Here is a 14,552-nt window from a genome sequence, read left to right on the forward strand (position 1 = left end):
GGCTCAACCGGCCTGCACCTGGGCGAGGATCTCGTAGGACCTCAGCCGCGCGGCATGCGCGTGGATCTGCGAAGTGATCATGAGTTCGTCGGCGCCGGTGCGGGCCACGAAGTCCCGGACCTGGCGGCGCACGGTGTCTGGTGAACCGATGGCCGCACAGGTCAGCGTCTGCGACAGGATCGCGCGCTCGGGCGGCGTCAATCCTTCTTCATAACCCTCACGCGGTGGCTGCAGCCGCGACGGGCGGCCACTGCGCAGGTTCACGAAAGCCTGTTGCATCGAGGTGGCGAGGAAACGGCCTTCCTCGTCCGTGTCGGCTGCAAACACATTGAATCCCAGCATCACATGCGGCTTGGCCAGTTGCGCCGAGGGCTTGAACCGCGCGCGGTAGATGGCCACCGCATCCATCATCGCGGCCGGCGCGAAGTGCGACGCGAACGCGTAGGGCAGGCCCAGTTCGGCGGCCAGTTGCGCACCGAACAGGCTGGAGCCCAGAATCCAGATCGGCACCTGCAGGCCCGTGCCGGGCACGGCCTGGATGCGGCTGTGGGCCGCGGCGGGCGACAGCAGGTGCATGAGCTCGACCACGTCCTGCGGGAACATGTCGGCCGTCTCGATCGCGTCGCGCCGCAGCGCGCGGGCTGTGGCCTGGTCAGACCCCGGCGCGCGACCCAGGCCCAGGTCGATACGGCCCGGGAACAGCGACTCCAGCGTACCGAACTGCTCGGCGATGACCAGCGGCGAATGGTTGGGCAGCATGATGCCGCCAGCGCCCACGCGGATGGTGCGCGTGCCGGCCGCCACATGGCCGATCACGACCGAGGTCGCGGCGCTGGCAATGCCGGGCATGCCGTGGTGTTCGGCCAGCCAGAAGCGCTGGTAGCCCCAGCGTTCGGCGTGCTGCGCGAGATCGCGGCTGTTGTGGAAGGACTGGGCGGCACTGCCGCCCTCGGTGATGGGGCACAGGTCGAGAACGGAGAGAGCGGTCATGGTGCCGGCATCCTAGCCGCGCAGCGCAGATGCTGCTGGCGTGCGGTCTTCAGGCCCCGAGCTGCTCCGCCAGGTCGATGAAGTCGCGGCTGTGCCAGGTGTTGCCCGGCTGGGGCGCGACGTCCTTGGGCTGGCCCGGGCCGAACTCCAGCGGGCGCTCGACGTAAGCGGTCTGCAGGCCGCAGCCACGCGCGGCGGCCAGGTCGCTGTGGTGCGCTGCCACCAGCATGACCTGCTGCGGCGCCACGTCGAACACCCTGGCCACGCCCAGGTAGGTGGCCGGGTCGGGCTTGTAGGCGCGGAACACCTCGGCCGACAACACACAATCCCAGGGCAGGCCGGCGCGCTTGGCCATGTTGGTGAGCAGGCCGATGTTGCCGTTGGACAGCGTGCAGATCGTGAAGCGCGCCTTGAGCCGCGCCAGGCCGGGCACCGCGTCGGGCCACGGGTCCAGCCGGTGCCAGGCCTTGTTCAAGTGGCGGCGCTCCTCCTCAGGCATGTCGGCCAGCCCGAAGCGCGGCAGGATCTCGTCCAGGATCATGCGGTGCAGGTCGTCGATCAAGGTCCAGCCCAGCTCGCCCGAAGCCACGCGCCGCATGGCCGGCGCATAGCCGGCGCGCCAGGCCAGGGCGAAGGCGCTGGCGTCCACGGCAGGGCGCAGGGCCGCAATCTCCCGTGCGATGCTGCCGTGCCAATCGACCACGGTGCCGAAGGTGTCGAAGGCCAGGATGTCGGGCAAATTGCGCATGGATGGGATTCCTCGTCGATCGGCTGTTGCCGCAAGCCGGACATTTGCTTCGGCCCTCGCACCGAAATGCAGCAGAAAGTGTATCGTTCGGTGTTTTTTTGAGATGACCGTCTGGCACCGGGCTTGCATGCGGCCGGGCAGCGACGGATTGTGTCGGGTTTGCAAAGCTGGCGCGCCAAGCGCCATGGCAGGGAACTCGGCGCAGCCCGCGCTGTCCACCGTTTGCCGACAGCGACACCCTGTGCACTGGCCGTTCAGCCCCACCGACCAACCCGCGGGCGCCGTCCCGTTGATCCATGCCGACCCAATCACGCTTTGCGCAGCCCTACCGTCTGCTGGTTCCCCTTCTGATGGCGCTGGCCGTCGCGGGTTGTTCCAAGGGAGAAACGGACAAGGCCGCGCCCAAGGCGGCCGCCGCGCCGCAGGCCAAGGACGTCGGCGTCGTGACGCTGAAGGCCGAGCGCCTGGCCTTCACCACCGAACTGTCCGGGCGCACCGCGGCGCCTGTCGTGGCTCAGATCCGCCCGCAGGTCGGCGGCATCGTGCAAAAGCGCCTGTTCACCGAGGGCTCGCTGGTCAAGGCCGGCCAGGTGCTGTACCAGCTGGACCCGGCCAGCTTCGACGCCACGCGCGCCAGCGCCCTGGCCAATGTGCGCAAGGCCGAGACCACGCTCGCCACGGCCCGCAGTGTGGCCAGGCGCAATGCCGAGCTCGTGAAGATCGACGCCATTAGCCAGCAGCTCAACGAGCAGACCGCGGCGGCTGCACTGCAGGCCGAGGCCGAGCTCGCCGTGGCCCGCGCCACCGAACAGACGGCCCGCATCAACCTGGACCGCACGCGCATCGTGGCGCCCATCAGTGGCTGGATCGAGATGTCCAGCGTGACCTCCGGCGCGCTGGTCACCGCCGACCAGGCCACGCCGCTGACGACCATCCAGCAGCTCGACCCCGTCTATGTGCACGTGACCCAGTCCAGCGCCGAACTGCTGCGCTTGAAGCGCGATCTGGCCAGTGGCCGCCTGTCTCGCGGCAAGTCCGACGAGGCACCGATCCGCCTGCTGCTCGAAGACGGCAGCACCTACCCGCACCCCGGCCGGCTGACCTTCAGCGGCGTGACCGTGGACCCGGGCACCGGCAGCGTGACGCTGCGCGCCGTCGTGCCCAATCCCGACCGCATGTTGATGCCCGGCATGTACGTGCGTGCCGTCCTGCAGGAGGGCGTGGCCGAAGATGCGCTGCTGGTGCCCCAGCAGGGCGTGACGCGCGCGCCCGACGGCAGCGCCTCGGCCATCGTGGTCGGGCCGGACAACAAGCTGGTCAAGCGCGACATCAAGGTCGGCCGCGCACTGGGCAGCCGCTGGCAGGTGCTGGACGGGTTGGCCGCTGGCGACCGCGTGATGGTCGAAGGCTCGCAGCGCGCGCGCGTGGGCGATCTGGTGCGCGCGTCCGAGGTCGTGCCCAAGGCCGACCCGGCAGCGCCCGGCAATGGCGCGAACGGCGCCAACGGCGGTGGCAACGGCACCGGCCCGGGCCCCGTGGCCAGCGCCGGCCCGGCTGCGGCCAAGCTCGCTCCCTGAGCGTCAGGAGTCTCCGACATGGCGCAGTTTTTCATCGAGCGCCCCATCTTCGCGTGGGTGCTGTCCATCATCATCATGCTCGCCGGCCTGATGTCCATCCGGACCTTGCCGCTGGAGCAGTACCCCGACATCGCGCCGCCGCGCGTGTCCGTCGGCTCCACCTACACCGGAGCCTCGGCCAAGACCGTGGAAGACTCGGTCACCCAGATCGTCGAGCAACAGATGAAGGGGCTGGACAACCTGCTGTACATGCAGAGCACCAGCAACTCGTCCGGCCAGTCGCGCATCACGCTGACCTTCGCACCCGGCACCGACATCGACGTGGCCCAGATGCAGGTGCAGAACAAGATGCAGCCGGCCTTGTCGCGGCTGCCGCAGCAGGTGCAAAGCCGCGGCGTGTTCGTGACCAAGGGCGGCAATGACTTTTTGATGGTCATCGCCTTCTACTCTGGCGACCGCAGCGCCTCGGCCGTGGACGTGGGCGACTACATCAACAGCAACCTGGTCGACGTGATCAGCCGCGTCGATGGCGTTGGCGAGGTGCAGGTGCTGGGCACGGGCTACGCCATGCGCATCTGGCTGGACCCGGACAAGCTGCGCAAGTACTCGCTGATGCCGTCCGACATCAACACCGCGCTGCAGGCCCAGAATGCCCAGGTCTCGGCTGGCCAACTTGGCGCGCTGCCGGCGGTGTCGGACCAGCAACTCACCGCCACCATCACCGCGCGCAGCAAGCTCGAGACCGTGGAGCAGTTCGGCAACGTGGTGCTGCGCGTGACGCCCGACGGCGCCGTCGTGCGCCTGAGCGACGTGGCTCGCATCGAGCTGGGCGCCGAGAACCTGACCGTGCGCTCGCTGCTGCGCGGCCAGCCCGGCGCCGGCCTGGGCGTGGTGCTGGCGGACGGTGCGAACGCGGTCAAGGTGGCCGAGGCCGTGAATGCCAAGATCGCCGAGTTGCAGCCGTTCTTCCCGAACCAGCTGCAGACCTTCGTGACCTACGACACCACGCCGTTCGTGAGCGCCTCGATCGAGGAAGTGGTGAAGGCGCTGCTCGAAGCTGTGCTGCTCGTGGTGCTGGTGATGTACGTGTTCCTGCAAAACTTCCGCGCCACGTTGATCCCGGCGATCACGGTGCCGGTGGTGCTGCTGGGCACTTTCGGTGTGCTGTCGGCCGCGGGCTACTCGATCAACACCTTGACCATGTTCGCCATGGTGCTGGCCATCGGCCTGTTGGTGGACGACGCCATCGTGGTGGTGGAGAACGTCGAGCGCGTGATGAGCGAGGAAGGCCTGTCGCCCAGGGAGGCTACCAAGAAGTCCATGGCCGAGATCACGCCGGCGCTGGTCGGCATCGCGCTGGTGCTGTCGGCCGTGTTCATTCCCATGGCCTTCTTCGGGGGGTCGACGGGCGTGATCTACCGGCAGTTCTCCATCACCATCGTGTCGTCCATGGTGCTGTCGGTGCTGGTGGCCCTGTCGCTCACGCCGGCCTTGTGCGCCTCGCTGCTCAAGCCCATTCCCAAGGGCGCGCACGGCCCGCACGGCGCGGCGCCGCGGCGCGGGCCGCTGGGCTGGGTGGACCGCTTCTTCGCGGGCTTCAACAAGGGCTTCGACCGCAGCGCTAACCGCTACCAGCGCACCGTGGGCGGCATCCTCAAGCGCAGCAAGCGCAGCTTGATCGTCTACGCGCTGATCCTGGTCGGGGTGGGCGTGCTGTTCACGCGGTTGCCGACCGCCTTCCTGCCCGACGAGGACCAGGGCTTCGTCTCCGTGCTGATCAACCTGCCGCCCGGTGCATCCAACGCGCGGCTGCAGCCCGTCGTGACCCAGGTGCAGGACTACTTCGCCGCACAGCCGGATGTGGTGAGCGTCAACGTGCTGACCGGCCAGAACGGCGACCAGAGCTCGGCACGCGCTTTCGTCAAGCTCAAGGAATGGGACGAGCGCTCGCGGCCGGAGCAATCGGCCGCTGCCATCGCCCGCAAAGCCAGCGCCGACCTGGGCAAGGTGCGCGACGCGCGCATCATCGTGCAGCTGCCGCCTGCGGTGCGCGGCCTGGGCGCGGCCGCCGGCTTCAACTTCTACCTGAAGGACATCAACGGCCTGGGCCATGACGCGCTGGTGGCCGCTCGCCAGAAGGCAATGGAGCTGTTGCAGGCACGGCCCGAGCTGCGCAACGTGCGCATGAACGGCCTGGAGGACACACCTGAGTTCCGCATCGACATCGACGATGCACGTGCCGGCGCGCTGAGCCTGTCGACCAGCGCGGTGGACAGCACGCTTTCCACCGCCATGGGTGGCACCTACGTGAACGACTTCCTGAACAACGGCCGCGTCAAGCGCGTCTACATGCAGGGCGATGCGGCCTTCCGCATGCTGCCGTCTGACATCGAGCGCTGGAGCGCGCGCAACACGTTGGGCCAGATGGTGCCGTTCCATGCCTTCTCCAGCACGCGCTGGAGCTACGGTTCGCCGCAGCTGGCGCGCTACAACGGTGCCCCGGCCTACGAATTCACGGGCGAAGCGGCGCCGGGCATCAGTTCGGGCGCGGCCATGATGGCGGTGGAGGAAGTGATGAAGCAGATGCCGGTCGGTATCGACTACGAATGGACTGGCGCGTCGTTCCAGGAGCGGCTGTCCGGTGCGCAGGCGCCAATGCTCTACGCCATCTCCATCCTGTTCGTGTTCCTGTGCCTGGCAGCACTGTACGAGAGCTGGTCCGTGCCGTTCTCGGTCATCCTGGTGGTGCCGCTGGGGATCATCGGCGCGCTGCTGTTCACCAGCACGCGCGGGCTCACCAACGACGTGTACTTCCAGGTCGGCCTGCTGACGACCGTCGGGCTTTCGTCCAAGAACGCCATCCTGATCGTGGAGTTCGCCAAGCAGCTGCAGGAGCAGGGCAAGAGCGTGTTCGACGCCACCATGGAGGCCGTGCGGCTGCGGCTGCGGCCCATCCTGATGACCTCGCTGGCCTTTGGCTTCGGCGTGCTGCCGCTGGCCATCGGCACCGGCGCGGGCGCTGGAGGCCGCCAGGCCATCGGCACCTCGGTGCTGGGCGGCATGGCCGTCGGCACGGCCTTGGGCATCTTCTTCGTGCCGCTGTTCTTCGTGCTGATCCGCGGCTTCCTGGAGAAGCGGCGCAAGCCGGCGCCCGAGCCTGCGGCCCTGGCCGGACAGGGGAGCCACTGATGCGCGCTCGTTTTCCGCTGGCGTCACTGGCCGCCGCACTGGCCCTGAGCGGCTGCATGAACCTGGCACCGCGCTACGAGCAGCCAATCGCCCCGGTGCCCACGGCCTGGCCATCGGCGGCGATGCAGCCCGCGAACGCCACGGTGGCCGTTCCCGCCCTGACCGGCTGGCGCGACTTCTTCGTGGACACGCGGCTGCGCGAAGTCGTGGCCCTGGCCCTGCAGAACAACCGCGACCTGCGTGTGTCCACGCTCAACATCGAGCGCGCCCGCGCCATTTACGGCATCCAGAGCGCGGCGGCATTGCCCACGTTCGACATCGGCGCCGGCGCGAGCCGCGGACGCACGCCGGGCGGCCTGACGACCAACGGCCAGCCGCGCATCTCCGAGAGCTTCAGCGCCGACCTGGGTTTGACGGCCTACGAGCTCGACTTCTTCGGCCGGGTGCGCAACCTGTCCGAAGCGGCGCTGCAGGACTTCTTCACGACCGAGGAGACGCGCCGCAGCGCGCAGATCAGCCTGGTGTCGTCGGTCGCCGCAGCCTGGCTGCAACTGGCCACCGACCAGCAGCGCCTGCAGCTGGCGCGCGACACCTTGGCCAACCAGCGCCGCTCATTCGACCTGGTCCGGCGCGCGAACGAGCTGGGCGCCCAGTCCGGCGTGGCTGTGGCCCAGTCGCAGACGACGGTGGAGTCGGCGCGCGCCGACGTTGCCGCCTACGACGCGCTGGTCGAGCAGGACCGCAATGCGCTGGCCCTGCTGGTCGGCGCCAGCGTGCCGGCCGAGCTGCTGCCCGGCAGTGCGACCGATGTCGTCAGCCTCTTGCCGGCGCCGCCGGCCGAGCTGCCGTCCAGCGTGCTGCAGCAGCGGCCCGACGTGCTGGCGGCCGAGCATGCGCTGCGTGCGAGCAACGCCGACATCGGTGCAGCACGCGCGGCCTTCTACCCACGCATCGCCTTGACCGGCTCGGCCGGCGTTGCGTCCAGCAGCCTGGGCGACCTGTTCCAGGGCAGCAGCCGCGCCTGGAGCTTCGGCCCGTCGATCAGCCTGCCGATTTTCGACGGGGGTGCGCGCCGCAACAGCCTGCGCGCGGCCGAGGTACAGCGCGACATCCAGATCGCCACCTACGAGAAGACCATCCAGACCGCATTCCGCGAAGTCGCCGATGCGCTGGCCGCCCGCCGCACGCTCGCCGAGCGGCTGGACGCGCAGCGCGCGCTGGTCGCGGCCAGCACGCGCAGCTTCGACCTGGCGCAGGCCTTGTTCAAGGGCGGCAGTGGCAGCTATCTGGACGTGCTGGACGCGCAGCGCACGCTGTACGGCGCGCAGCAGTCGCTGATCAGCCTGCAGCTGACCGAGCAGGGCAACCGGCTCACGCTGTACAAGGTGCTGGGCGGCGGCTGGAGCGAGCAGACGCCTGCGCCGGCCGCGACAGCCGGCTGAGCGCGCGGGCGGCACAATCGGCGCGCGGTGGCCAAAGAGCCGCCGCGTTCACGAGGAGACAAGCCCATGCCCGCGCCCCAGGTGCAATTCCTGTACGACTTCGGCAGCCCCAACGCCTACCTGAGCCACCGCGTCATCCCGCAGATCGAGGCCCGCACTGGTGTGCGCTTCGACTACGTGCCCGTGCTGCTCGGCGGTCTGTTCAAGCTGGCCAACAACCGCTCGCCGGTCGAGGCCTATGCCGAGATTCCGAACAAGCTGGCCTACGAGCGCCTGGAGATGCAGCGCTTCATCGCGCGCCATGCGCTGACGGCCTACCGCCACAACCCGCATTTCCCGGTCAACACGCTCCAGGTGATGCGCGGCGCCACCGCCGCGGCGCTGGACGGCCAGCTGGCCGCCTACAACGAGGCCGTATTCAGCGCCATGTGGGAGCAGGGCCTGAAGATGGACGACCCCGCCGTGATCCGCCAGGCGCTGGACGCCGCCGGCCTGGATGGCGCGCGCACGCTGGAGCGCATGCAGGACCCGGCGGTCAAGGCACAGCTGCTGGCCAGCACCCAGCAGGCCTACGAGCGCGGCGCCTTCGGTTCGCCGACCTTCTTCGTGGGCATCGAGATCTACTTCGGCAAGGACAAGCTGCCCGAGGTCGAGCGCGAGATCACGCGGGCCGCGCAGGCCTGAACCCCATTCGTTTTTTCAACAGGGAGACCGACCCATGATCCAGGTACTGGCCATCATCACCACCCAGCCCGGCAAGCGCGCCGACGTGCTGGCCGCCTTCAACGAGAACCGCCCCGCCGTGCTGGCCGAGGCCGGCTGCGTCGAATACGGCGCCGTGGTCGATGCGGCGAACCTGCCGTCCGGCTGGGCCAGCTTCGGCCCCGACGTGTTCGTCGTCGTCGAGAAATGGGAGAGCATGGACGCGCTCAAGGCCCACGCCAAGGCGCCGCACATGGCGGCCTACGGCGCCAGGGTCAAGGACTGGCTCGTGAACCGGGCCATCCATGTGATGGAGCCCGTGGGCGGCTGACTCAGTTCGAGACCTCGGGCCGCGACCACAGGCCCGCGTTCGCGGCGCGCTCCTGCAGCAGGCCCAGCACGGCGTCGATGAAGGGCGTGTCCATGCCCAGCCGGTCGCCCACCTCGGCCACGGCGCCGATGATGGTGTCCAGCTCCAGCGCGCGGCCGGCTTCCATGTCCTGCTGCATGGAGCTCTTCACGCCGGCCAGGCGCTGCATGGCCTGCAGCCGCTGTTCGACTTCCATGCCCAGATCCAGGCCCAGCCGCTGCGCCAGTGCCTGGAATTCTTCCATCATGCGCGTGGCCAATGCTCTGAGCAGCGGGTTGGCCAGCACGCCGCCGATGGTGGTGCCCGTGAGCGCGCCGATGGGGTTGGCCGTGAGGTTGCCCCACAGCTTTACCCAGGTCTCGCGCTGGATCGACGCAGCCCGCTCGGGCGCGAAGCCGGCGGCGCGCAGCAGCTCGACCACCTGGGGTGCCCGCGGGGCATCTGTGGAGACCGCATCGCCCAGCACCAGCTTGTCGCCGGGCGCGGGGCAGATCACACCGTCGGCATCCACATGGGCGGCCACGTAGACCACGCACCCCACGCACTGCGCGGGTGGCAACACGCGCGCCAGCTCGCCCTGCGGGTCCACGGTGTCCAGGCGCTCGCCGTGCAGCGGCCCGGGCAGGCCCGCGAAGAACCACCACGGGATGCCGTTCATGGCCGAGACGATGGTGGTCTGCGGCCCGATCAAGGGCGCCAGTTGGGCTGCAGAGGCGACCAGCGCAGGCGCCTTCACGCTGATGAACACCAGGTCTTGCTGGCCCAGCTCCGCGGCGTCGGCCGCGATCCGGTGCCGCGTCGTGTGGAACCGCTCCCCGTCACGCATGCGCAGGCCGCGTTCGGCGAGCGCTGTCGCCTGCGTGGGGCGCACCAGCAGGCTCACGTCCTGGCCGCTGCGCGCCAGCCGCGACGCGATGCAGCCGCCGATGGCGCCCGCGCCGACCAGCGCGACCTGCAAGGCTTACTCCATCGCCCAGCCGTGGCTGACGATCAGCGACTGGCCGGTCAACGCATTGCTCGGGAAGGCGGCGAACAGCAGCGCCACTTCGGCCACGTCGTCCACGGTGGTGAACTCGCCGTCTACGGTGTCCTTGAGCATGACCTTCTTGATCACGTCCTCTTCGCTGATCTTGAGCGTGGCGGCCTGTTCGGGGATCTGCTTTTCCACCAGCGGCGTGCGCACGAAGCCCGGGCAGATCACGTTGGCGCGCACGCCGTGCGGGCCGCCTTCCTTGGCCAGCACGCGGGCCAGGCCCAACAGGCCGTGCTTGGCGGTCACGTAGGGCGCCTTCAGCACCGAGGCCAGCTTGGAATGCACCGAGCCCATGAGGATGATGGAGCCGCTCTTTTGCGCGTACATCAGCGGGATCACGGCCTTGGTCGTGAGGAAGGCGCCGTCCAGGTGGATGGCGAGCATCTTCTTCCACTCGGAGAAGGGGAACTCCTCGATCGGGTGCACGATCTGCACGCCGGCATTGCTGACCAGCACGTCCACGGTCTTCCAGGCCGCGACGACCTCGGCCACGCCCGCGTTGACCTGCTCCTCGCTGGTCACGTCCATGGCCACGCTCATGGCCTGGTGGCCGGCCTTGCGCAGCTCGGCGGCCGTGGCCTCGGCGGCGGTCTTGTTCATGTCGGCGATCACGACGCGGGCGCCTTCCTGGGCGTACTTGATCGCGATTTCCTTGCCGATGCCGCTGGCGGCACCGGTGACGAGGGCGACTTTGTCTTGGAGTTTCATGGCCTGGTCCTTGAAGAGTGGGGGAGGGGGTTGCGAAAAATCAGTTGCGGCTGCCCAGGGGCGGCACGAGGTCGAGCACGGTGATGCCGCCGCGCTTGCGTTGGCGATGCGTCCAGCGTGGGTCGGCGAAGCTGGCCTGCACGTCGGCACGGCCCGCGGCCCAGTGGTCGCGCACGGTCTGGCGCGAGAACTCGTAGTCCTTGGACTGCTGGGCGTGCAGCTTGCTGCGGTGGATCAAGTGCATGACCGTGATCGCCTGGCACGAGCCCGCGTTCAGCAGCGCGTGCAGGTCCGGGTCGTCCTTGAAGTTGGCCGGCAGCTTGTCGGCCAGGCGCTGCGCGGCCTCGGCCAGCTTCTGCTGCTGGGCGATCAGGTCGGTGTTCATGCGCGTGCGGCTGGCGTATTGGATGTCCTTGGCGCGCTCGGCCACTTCGTCCAGGTTGCGCGGCACGGCGCCGCGCGCGCTGAACAGGTCGACCTGGAACACCAGCAGGTCGTCGGTGGCCGGCTGGTCGATCACGTACTGCAGCGGCGTGTTGGACACCAGCCCGCCGTCCCAGTAGCTGCGCCCGTCCATGGTCACGGGCGCGAAGCCCGGTGGCAGCGAGCCGCTGGCTAGCACGTGCTGCGCGCTGATGGGGCGTTCGCAGGTCGGGTCGGCCGAGTCGAAGTACACCGAGTTGCCGGTGGCCACGTCGACCGCGCCGACCGACAGCCGCACCTTGCCCGCGGCCACGTCGGTGTTGATGAGGTCGAAGTCCACCAGCCGCTCCAGCGTGGCCAGCAGCGGCGAGGCGTCGTACCAGCTCAATGCGCCGTCCGTGCCCTGCGGCTGGAACGGCGCGGGCGGCAGGCGTGGCGTGAAAAAGCCCGGCACGCCGAACATCGCCACCTGCGCGGCGCTGGAGGCGTTGTACAGGCTGCGCAGATCTTCGCCGATGCGCCCGGGCGGTGGCTGCAACAGCAGCCGGGAGGACACGCCTTCCCAGAATTCGCGCAGCCGCGCCACGCGGTGCTCGGGCCGGTTGCCGGCGATCAAGGTGGCGTTGATGGCGCCGATGGAGACACCGGCCACCCACTCGGGTGCGATGTCGCGCTCGGCCAGCGCCTCGTACACGCCGGCCTGGTAGGCGCCGAGCGCGCCGCCGCCTTGCAGCACCAGCACGCAGCGCTCGGGCGGCTCGTTCTTGGGTCGCGCTTCGCTGCGCAGGGACGAGGAAGATGCGGACGCTGAGAGGGCCATGGAGGAAGCGGGTGCGGTGCCGGAATGCTGCGATGCAGTATAGGGGTGCACCATGGCGCAATGGTTCCGCCAGGCCGGCACCGCGGCCCTGGACATAATGGCCGGCTCTGCTTTTCAGCCTTCAGGAAATCGCATGCACAAACTGCTCTCCACCGCCCTGTTGACGGCCGCGCTCGCGCCCGCCGCCTGGGCCCAGTCCGCCGCCACCACCGCTGCCGATGCCGCCAAGGAAGCCGGCGCGCAGGTCACGCCCTCGGGCCTGGTCTACCGCGCGCTGACCGAAGGCACGGGCGCCAGCCCCGGCGCCAGCGACAAGGTCAAGGTGCATTACCGCGGCACCTTCCTGGACGGTAAGGAATTCGACAGCAGCTACAAGCGCAACGCACCGATCGAGTTCCCGCTGAGCGGCGTGATCCCGTGCTGGACCGAAGGCGTGCAAAAGATGAAGGTCGGCGGCAAGGCCAAGCTGACCTGCCCGGCGGCGATTGCCTATGGCAGCCGTGGCGCGGGCCCGATCCCGCCGAACAGCACGCTGCAGTTCGAAGTGGAACTGCTGGGCATCAACGGCCGCTGAGCCCATTCATGCAGGGCCTGCACCTGACGGCCGACCTGCACGGCTGCCGCTGTGCGCCCGAGTGGCTCGTCGATGCGCAGCGGCTCGGCGAGGCCTGCGTGCAGGCCGTGCGCGACGCGGGCCTGCAGCCGGTGGGCCAGCTGTTCCACCGCTTCCCCGGCACGCTGCAAGGCCCCGGCGGCGTGACGGCCACGGTGCTGCTGGCCGAGTCGCACCTGTGCGTGCACACCTGGCCCGAGCAGGCGGCCGTGACGCTGGATGTTTATGTCTGCAACTTCGGCGGCGACCACTGCGCGCAGGCCCATGCGGTGATGGATGCGCTGGTGGCGCGCTTCGATGCCCAGACGGTGCTGCGGCAATCGCTGGAGCGTGGGCGGGTCCCGGCTTAGCCGATCTTCTGCGCCGCCAGGTGGCCGCGCGTGAAGGCTTCTTCGAACACCGAGTAACCCGACCAGTCCGCATGCGCGAACAGCAGCGGGCCGGCCTGCGGTGTTGTGGCGCGCGCCTTGTGCAGGCTGCGCATGAGGCCCGGCACCGGCATTGCCATGGCATGGCCGTAGCGCGTGATCGCGATGCGCGTGGCCTTGGCGCGCAGGTCGGGGTGGGCCTCGCGCAGTTCGTCGAACAGCAGTTCGGCCCAGTGCTGCCAGGGCTGATGCAGCAGGGCATTGCGCGCCTCGGGCACGTCGCCCAGCGCGTGGTACCAGGTCAGCACGCGCGGGCTGCCGTGTGCGCGCTGTTCCAGGCTCTGGTGGCCGGCGTCCACGTAACCCAGGCCGCGGCTGCCGTAGACCACGTTGTCCCAGCTCGGTGCCGCGCCATCGCGGTCGTGCAGCGCGGCGCGCAGGTGCACGTTGGCCACGAGCCAGGGCGCATAGCGCAGCGCGGCTGCGGCGTCGCGCAGGAAGCCAGGTGCATCGGCCACCACATGGGCGGCCACGAACACGGGCAGAGCGACGATGCAATGCTGGGCCTCCCACTGTTCCAGCGTGCTGCTGGCCGTGTCCAGTGCCTGCACCGTGACGCCGTGGCGGTGGGTGGCGATGCGGTGGATGACACGCGCGCAGTGCAGGCGCTCACCCAGCGGCTGCGCCAGGCGTTGCGTGATCCAGCCGTTGCCCTCGGGCCAGGTGAGCACGCCTTCTCGCTCGGCGGCTTCGTCGCCTGGCGCATGGAAGCCGTGGCGGCTGGCGAAGTAGTGGATGCCGGCCCAGGCCGAGACGGTAGTCAGGCCAGCGCCGAAATCGTCGCGGCAGCAGTAGTCCAGGTACCACCGCAGGTGGGCATCGTCCAGGCCCTCGGCGGCCAGCCACTGCGCCATGGTCTGCGCGTCCAGCGCCGCATGCACGGGGCCGAAGGCGGCGCGCTGGGTGGGCAGGGCGAACGGCGCCGCGCGCTGCAGCTGCGCCACGCGCGTGGCAAAACGCCGGTACTGCGCGAGCGTGCCGGCCGGCACGTTCTGCATCGGCAGCAGGCCGTCCTGCCACTGGCCGCGCAGGTACAGCCGCTCCTGCGGGCTGTGGCACAGATGGCGTTCGTCGTACTGCCAGCGCCCCGCGATGCGGCGGCGCAGGCCCAGTTCCTCCAGCAGATCCTGCACCTCGTGCCCGGCGTCGGTCGGCACGGGCAGGTAGTGCGCGCCCAGTGGGCAGGGCAGGCCTTCGAGCTGCGTGGCGCGGCTGTTGCCGCCGGCCTGGTCTTCCAGCTCCAGCACGGCGAAGTCCTCGATGCCGCGCTGGCGCAGTGCGCGCGCGGCGGCGAGGCCGGCGACTCCGCCACCGGCGATCAATACGCGCGTGCGCTGGGTTCGGCTCACCACGTTCGAGGAGGGTGAACGCAGCAGATGGCCGCGCTCCGGGCTCGTCCCCGTGAAGCCACCCGACAGCGGTGGCGCAGCAGGCTCGCAGCCCAGCAGCGGCAGCGCCGCGCTCGCCAGCCACGCACGCCGCGAAAGGTTCACCGAAGTACCTCCGGCT

13 protein-coding genes are annotated in these 14,552 nt (G+C 69.6%); 7 read left to right on the top strand and 6 right to left on the bottom strand.

What is annotated here, in order from left to right:
• Positions 1–3 precede the first annotated feature (3 nt).
• Both ASF43_RS16495 and ASF43_RS16500 read right to left on the bottom strand, forming a co-directional pair.
• A complete protein-coding gene (locus tag ASF43_RS16495) occupies positions 4–990 on the bottom strand; it encodes an LLM class flavin-dependent oxidoreductase (RefSeq protein ID WP_056183203.1) in 987 nt (328 codons plus the stop codon).
• Positions 991–1,039: 49 nt separating this feature from the next.
• On the bottom strand, positions 1,040–1,738 hold the full coding sequence (locus tag ASF43_RS16500; RefSeq protein WP_056183205.1) for a haloacid dehalogenase type II: 699 nt from the start codon (positions 1,736–1,738) through the stop codon (positions 1,040–1,042).
• Between the two features lie 296 nt (positions 1,739–2,034).
• Between ASF43_RS16500 and ASF43_RS16505 the strand changes: the two genes are divergently transcribed.
• The 5 genes from ASF43_RS16505 to ASF43_RS16525 all read left to right on the top strand — a co-directional run bounded on the left by ASF43_RS16505 (position 2,035) and on the right by ASF43_RS16525 (position 8,979).
• Positions 2,035–3,315 (top strand): efflux RND transporter periplasmic adaptor subunit, encoded by a 1,281-nt coding sequence (locus ASF43_RS16505; RefSeq protein ID WP_082497898.1) that lies wholly within the window; start codon positions 2,035–2,037, stop codon positions 3,313–3,315.
• A gap of 18 nt (positions 3,316–3,333) precedes the next feature.
• The gene (locus ASF43_RS16510; protein ID WP_056183208.1) at positions 3,334–6,504 is read left to right on the top strand and encodes an efflux RND transporter permease subunit; all 3,171 of its coding nucleotides are present in this window, start codon (positions 3,334–3,336) and stop codon (positions 6,502–6,504) included.
• Positions 6,504–7,946: an efflux transporter outer membrane subunit gene (locus ASF43_RS16515; protein ID WP_056183209.1), complete on the top strand. Its 1,443-nt coding sequence runs from the start codon at positions 6,504–6,506 to the stop codon at positions 7,944–7,946. Before ASF43_RS16510 ends, ASF43_RS16515 begins: the two co-directional genes overlap by 1 nt.
• 66 nt (positions 7,947–8,012) lie before the next feature.
• Positions 8,013–8,630 carry a 2-hydroxychromene-2-carboxylate isomerase gene (locus ASF43_RS16520; RefSeq protein ID WP_056183211.1) on the top strand — a complete coding sequence of 206 codons (618 nt, stop codon included), beginning with the start codon at positions 8,013–8,015 and terminating at the stop codon, positions 8,628–8,630.
• A 34-nt stretch (positions 8,631–8,664) separates the two neighbouring features.
• Positions 8,665–8,979, top strand: a complete 315-nt coding sequence (locus tag ASF43_RS16525) for a putative quinol monooxygenase (protein ID WP_056183215.1) — start codon at positions 8,665–8,667, stop codon at positions 8,977–8,979.
• Position 8,980: 1 nt separating this feature from the next.
• On the opposite strand, the gene ASF43_RS16530 is transcribed toward ASF43_RS16525, so the two are convergent.
• From ASF43_RS16530 to ASF43_RS16540, 3 genes are read right to left on the bottom strand one after another with little or no spacing between them, the layout of a single operon-like run.
• Positions 8,981–9,976 carry a ketopantoate reductase family protein gene (locus ASF43_RS16530; protein WP_056183218.1) on the bottom strand — a complete coding sequence of 332 codons (996 nt, stop codon included), beginning with the start codon at positions 9,974–9,976 and terminating at the stop codon, positions 8,981–8,983.
• Positions 9,977–9,979: 3 nt separating this feature from the next.
• A complete protein-coding gene (locus tag ASF43_RS16535; RefSeq protein ID WP_056183221.1) occupies positions 9,980–10,759 on the bottom strand; it encodes a 3-hydroxybutyrate dehydrogenase in 780 nt (259 codons plus the stop codon).
• 40 nt (positions 10,760–10,799) lie between these two features.
• Positions 10,800–12,002: a patatin-like phospholipase family protein gene (locus ASF43_RS16540; RefSeq protein WP_082497899.1), complete on the bottom strand. Its 1,203-nt coding sequence runs from the start codon at positions 12,000–12,002 to the stop codon at positions 10,800–10,802.
• A gap of 133 nt (positions 12,003–12,135) precedes the next feature.
• Between ASF43_RS16540 and ASF43_RS16545 the strand changes: the two genes are divergently transcribed.
• Complete coding sequence (locus ASF43_RS16545) at positions 12,136–12,576, top strand: FKBP-type peptidyl-prolyl cis-trans isomerase (RefSeq protein WP_056183224.1); 441 nt, start codon at positions 12,136–12,138, stop codon at positions 12,574–12,576.
• An 8-nt stretch (positions 12,577–12,584) separates the two neighbouring features.
• Complete coding sequence (speD, locus tag ASF43_RS16550; RefSeq protein WP_056183227.1) at positions 12,585–12,965, top strand: adenosylmethionine decarboxylase; 381 nt, start codon at positions 12,585–12,587, stop codon at positions 12,963–12,965.
• On the opposite strand, the gene ASF43_RS16555 is transcribed toward speD, so the two are convergent.
• Positions 12,962–14,536 (bottom strand): FAD-dependent oxidoreductase, encoded by a 1,575-nt coding sequence (locus ASF43_RS16555; RefSeq protein ID WP_056183230.1) that lies wholly within the window; start codon positions 14,534–14,536, stop codon positions 12,962–12,964. The two genes, speD and ASF43_RS16555, sit on opposite strands and share 4 nt — an antisense overlap.
• Between the last annotated feature and the right edge of the window lie 16 nt (positions 14,537–14,552).

Origin of the sequence: Pseudorhodoferax sp. Leaf267 (genome assembly GCF_001422405.1) — a bacterium.
In the GTDB taxonomy this organism is placed as follows: domain Bacteria; phylum Pseudomonadota; class Gammaproteobacteria; order Burkholderiales; family Burkholderiaceae_C; genus Pseudorhodoferax.

Excerpts from the sequence above, each read along its gene's own strand:
- speD (WP_056183227.1), top strand. The coding sequence starts at position 12,585 with ATGCAGGGCCTGCACCTGACGGCCGACCTGCACGGCTGCCGCTGTGCG.
- ASF43_RS16540 (WP_082497899.1), bottom strand. The coding sequence starts at position 12,002 with ATGGCCCTCTCAGCGTCCGCATCTTCCTCGTCCCTGCGCAGCGAAGCG.
- ASF43_RS16500 (WP_056183205.1), bottom strand. The coding sequence starts at position 1,738 with ATGCGCAATTTGCCCGACATCCTGGCCTTCGACACCTTCGGCACCGTG.
- ASF43_RS16535 (WP_056183221.1), bottom strand. The coding sequence starts at position 10,759 with ATGAAACTCCAAGACAAAGTCGCCCTCGTCACCGGTGCCGCCAGCGGC.
- ASF43_RS16495 (WP_056183203.1), bottom strand. The coding sequence starts at position 990 with ATGACCGCTCTCTCCGTTCTCGACCTGTGCCCCATCACCGAGGGCGGC.
- ASF43_RS16505 (WP_082497898.1), top strand. The coding sequence starts at position 2,035 with ATGCCGACCCAATCACGCTTTGCGCAGCCCTACCGTCTGCTGGTTCCC.
- ASF43_RS16520 (WP_056183211.1), top strand. The coding sequence starts at position 8,013 with ATGCCCGCGCCCCAGGTGCAATTCCTGTACGACTTCGGCAGCCCCAAC.
- ASF43_RS16525 (WP_056183215.1), top strand. The coding sequence starts at position 8,665 with ATGATCCAGGTACTGGCCATCATCACCACCCAGCCCGGCAAGCGCGCC.
- ASF43_RS16515 (WP_056183209.1), top strand. The coding sequence starts at position 6,504 with ATGCGCGCTCGTTTTCCGCTGGCGTCACTGGCCGCCGCACTGGCCCTG.
- ASF43_RS16510 (WP_056183208.1), top strand. The coding sequence starts at position 3,334 with ATGGCGCAGTTTTTCATCGAGCGCCCCATCTTCGCGTGGGTGCTGTCC.
- ASF43_RS16545 (WP_056183224.1), top strand. The coding sequence starts at position 12,136 with ATGCACAAACTGCTCTCCACCGCCCTGTTGACGGCCGCGCTCGCGCCC.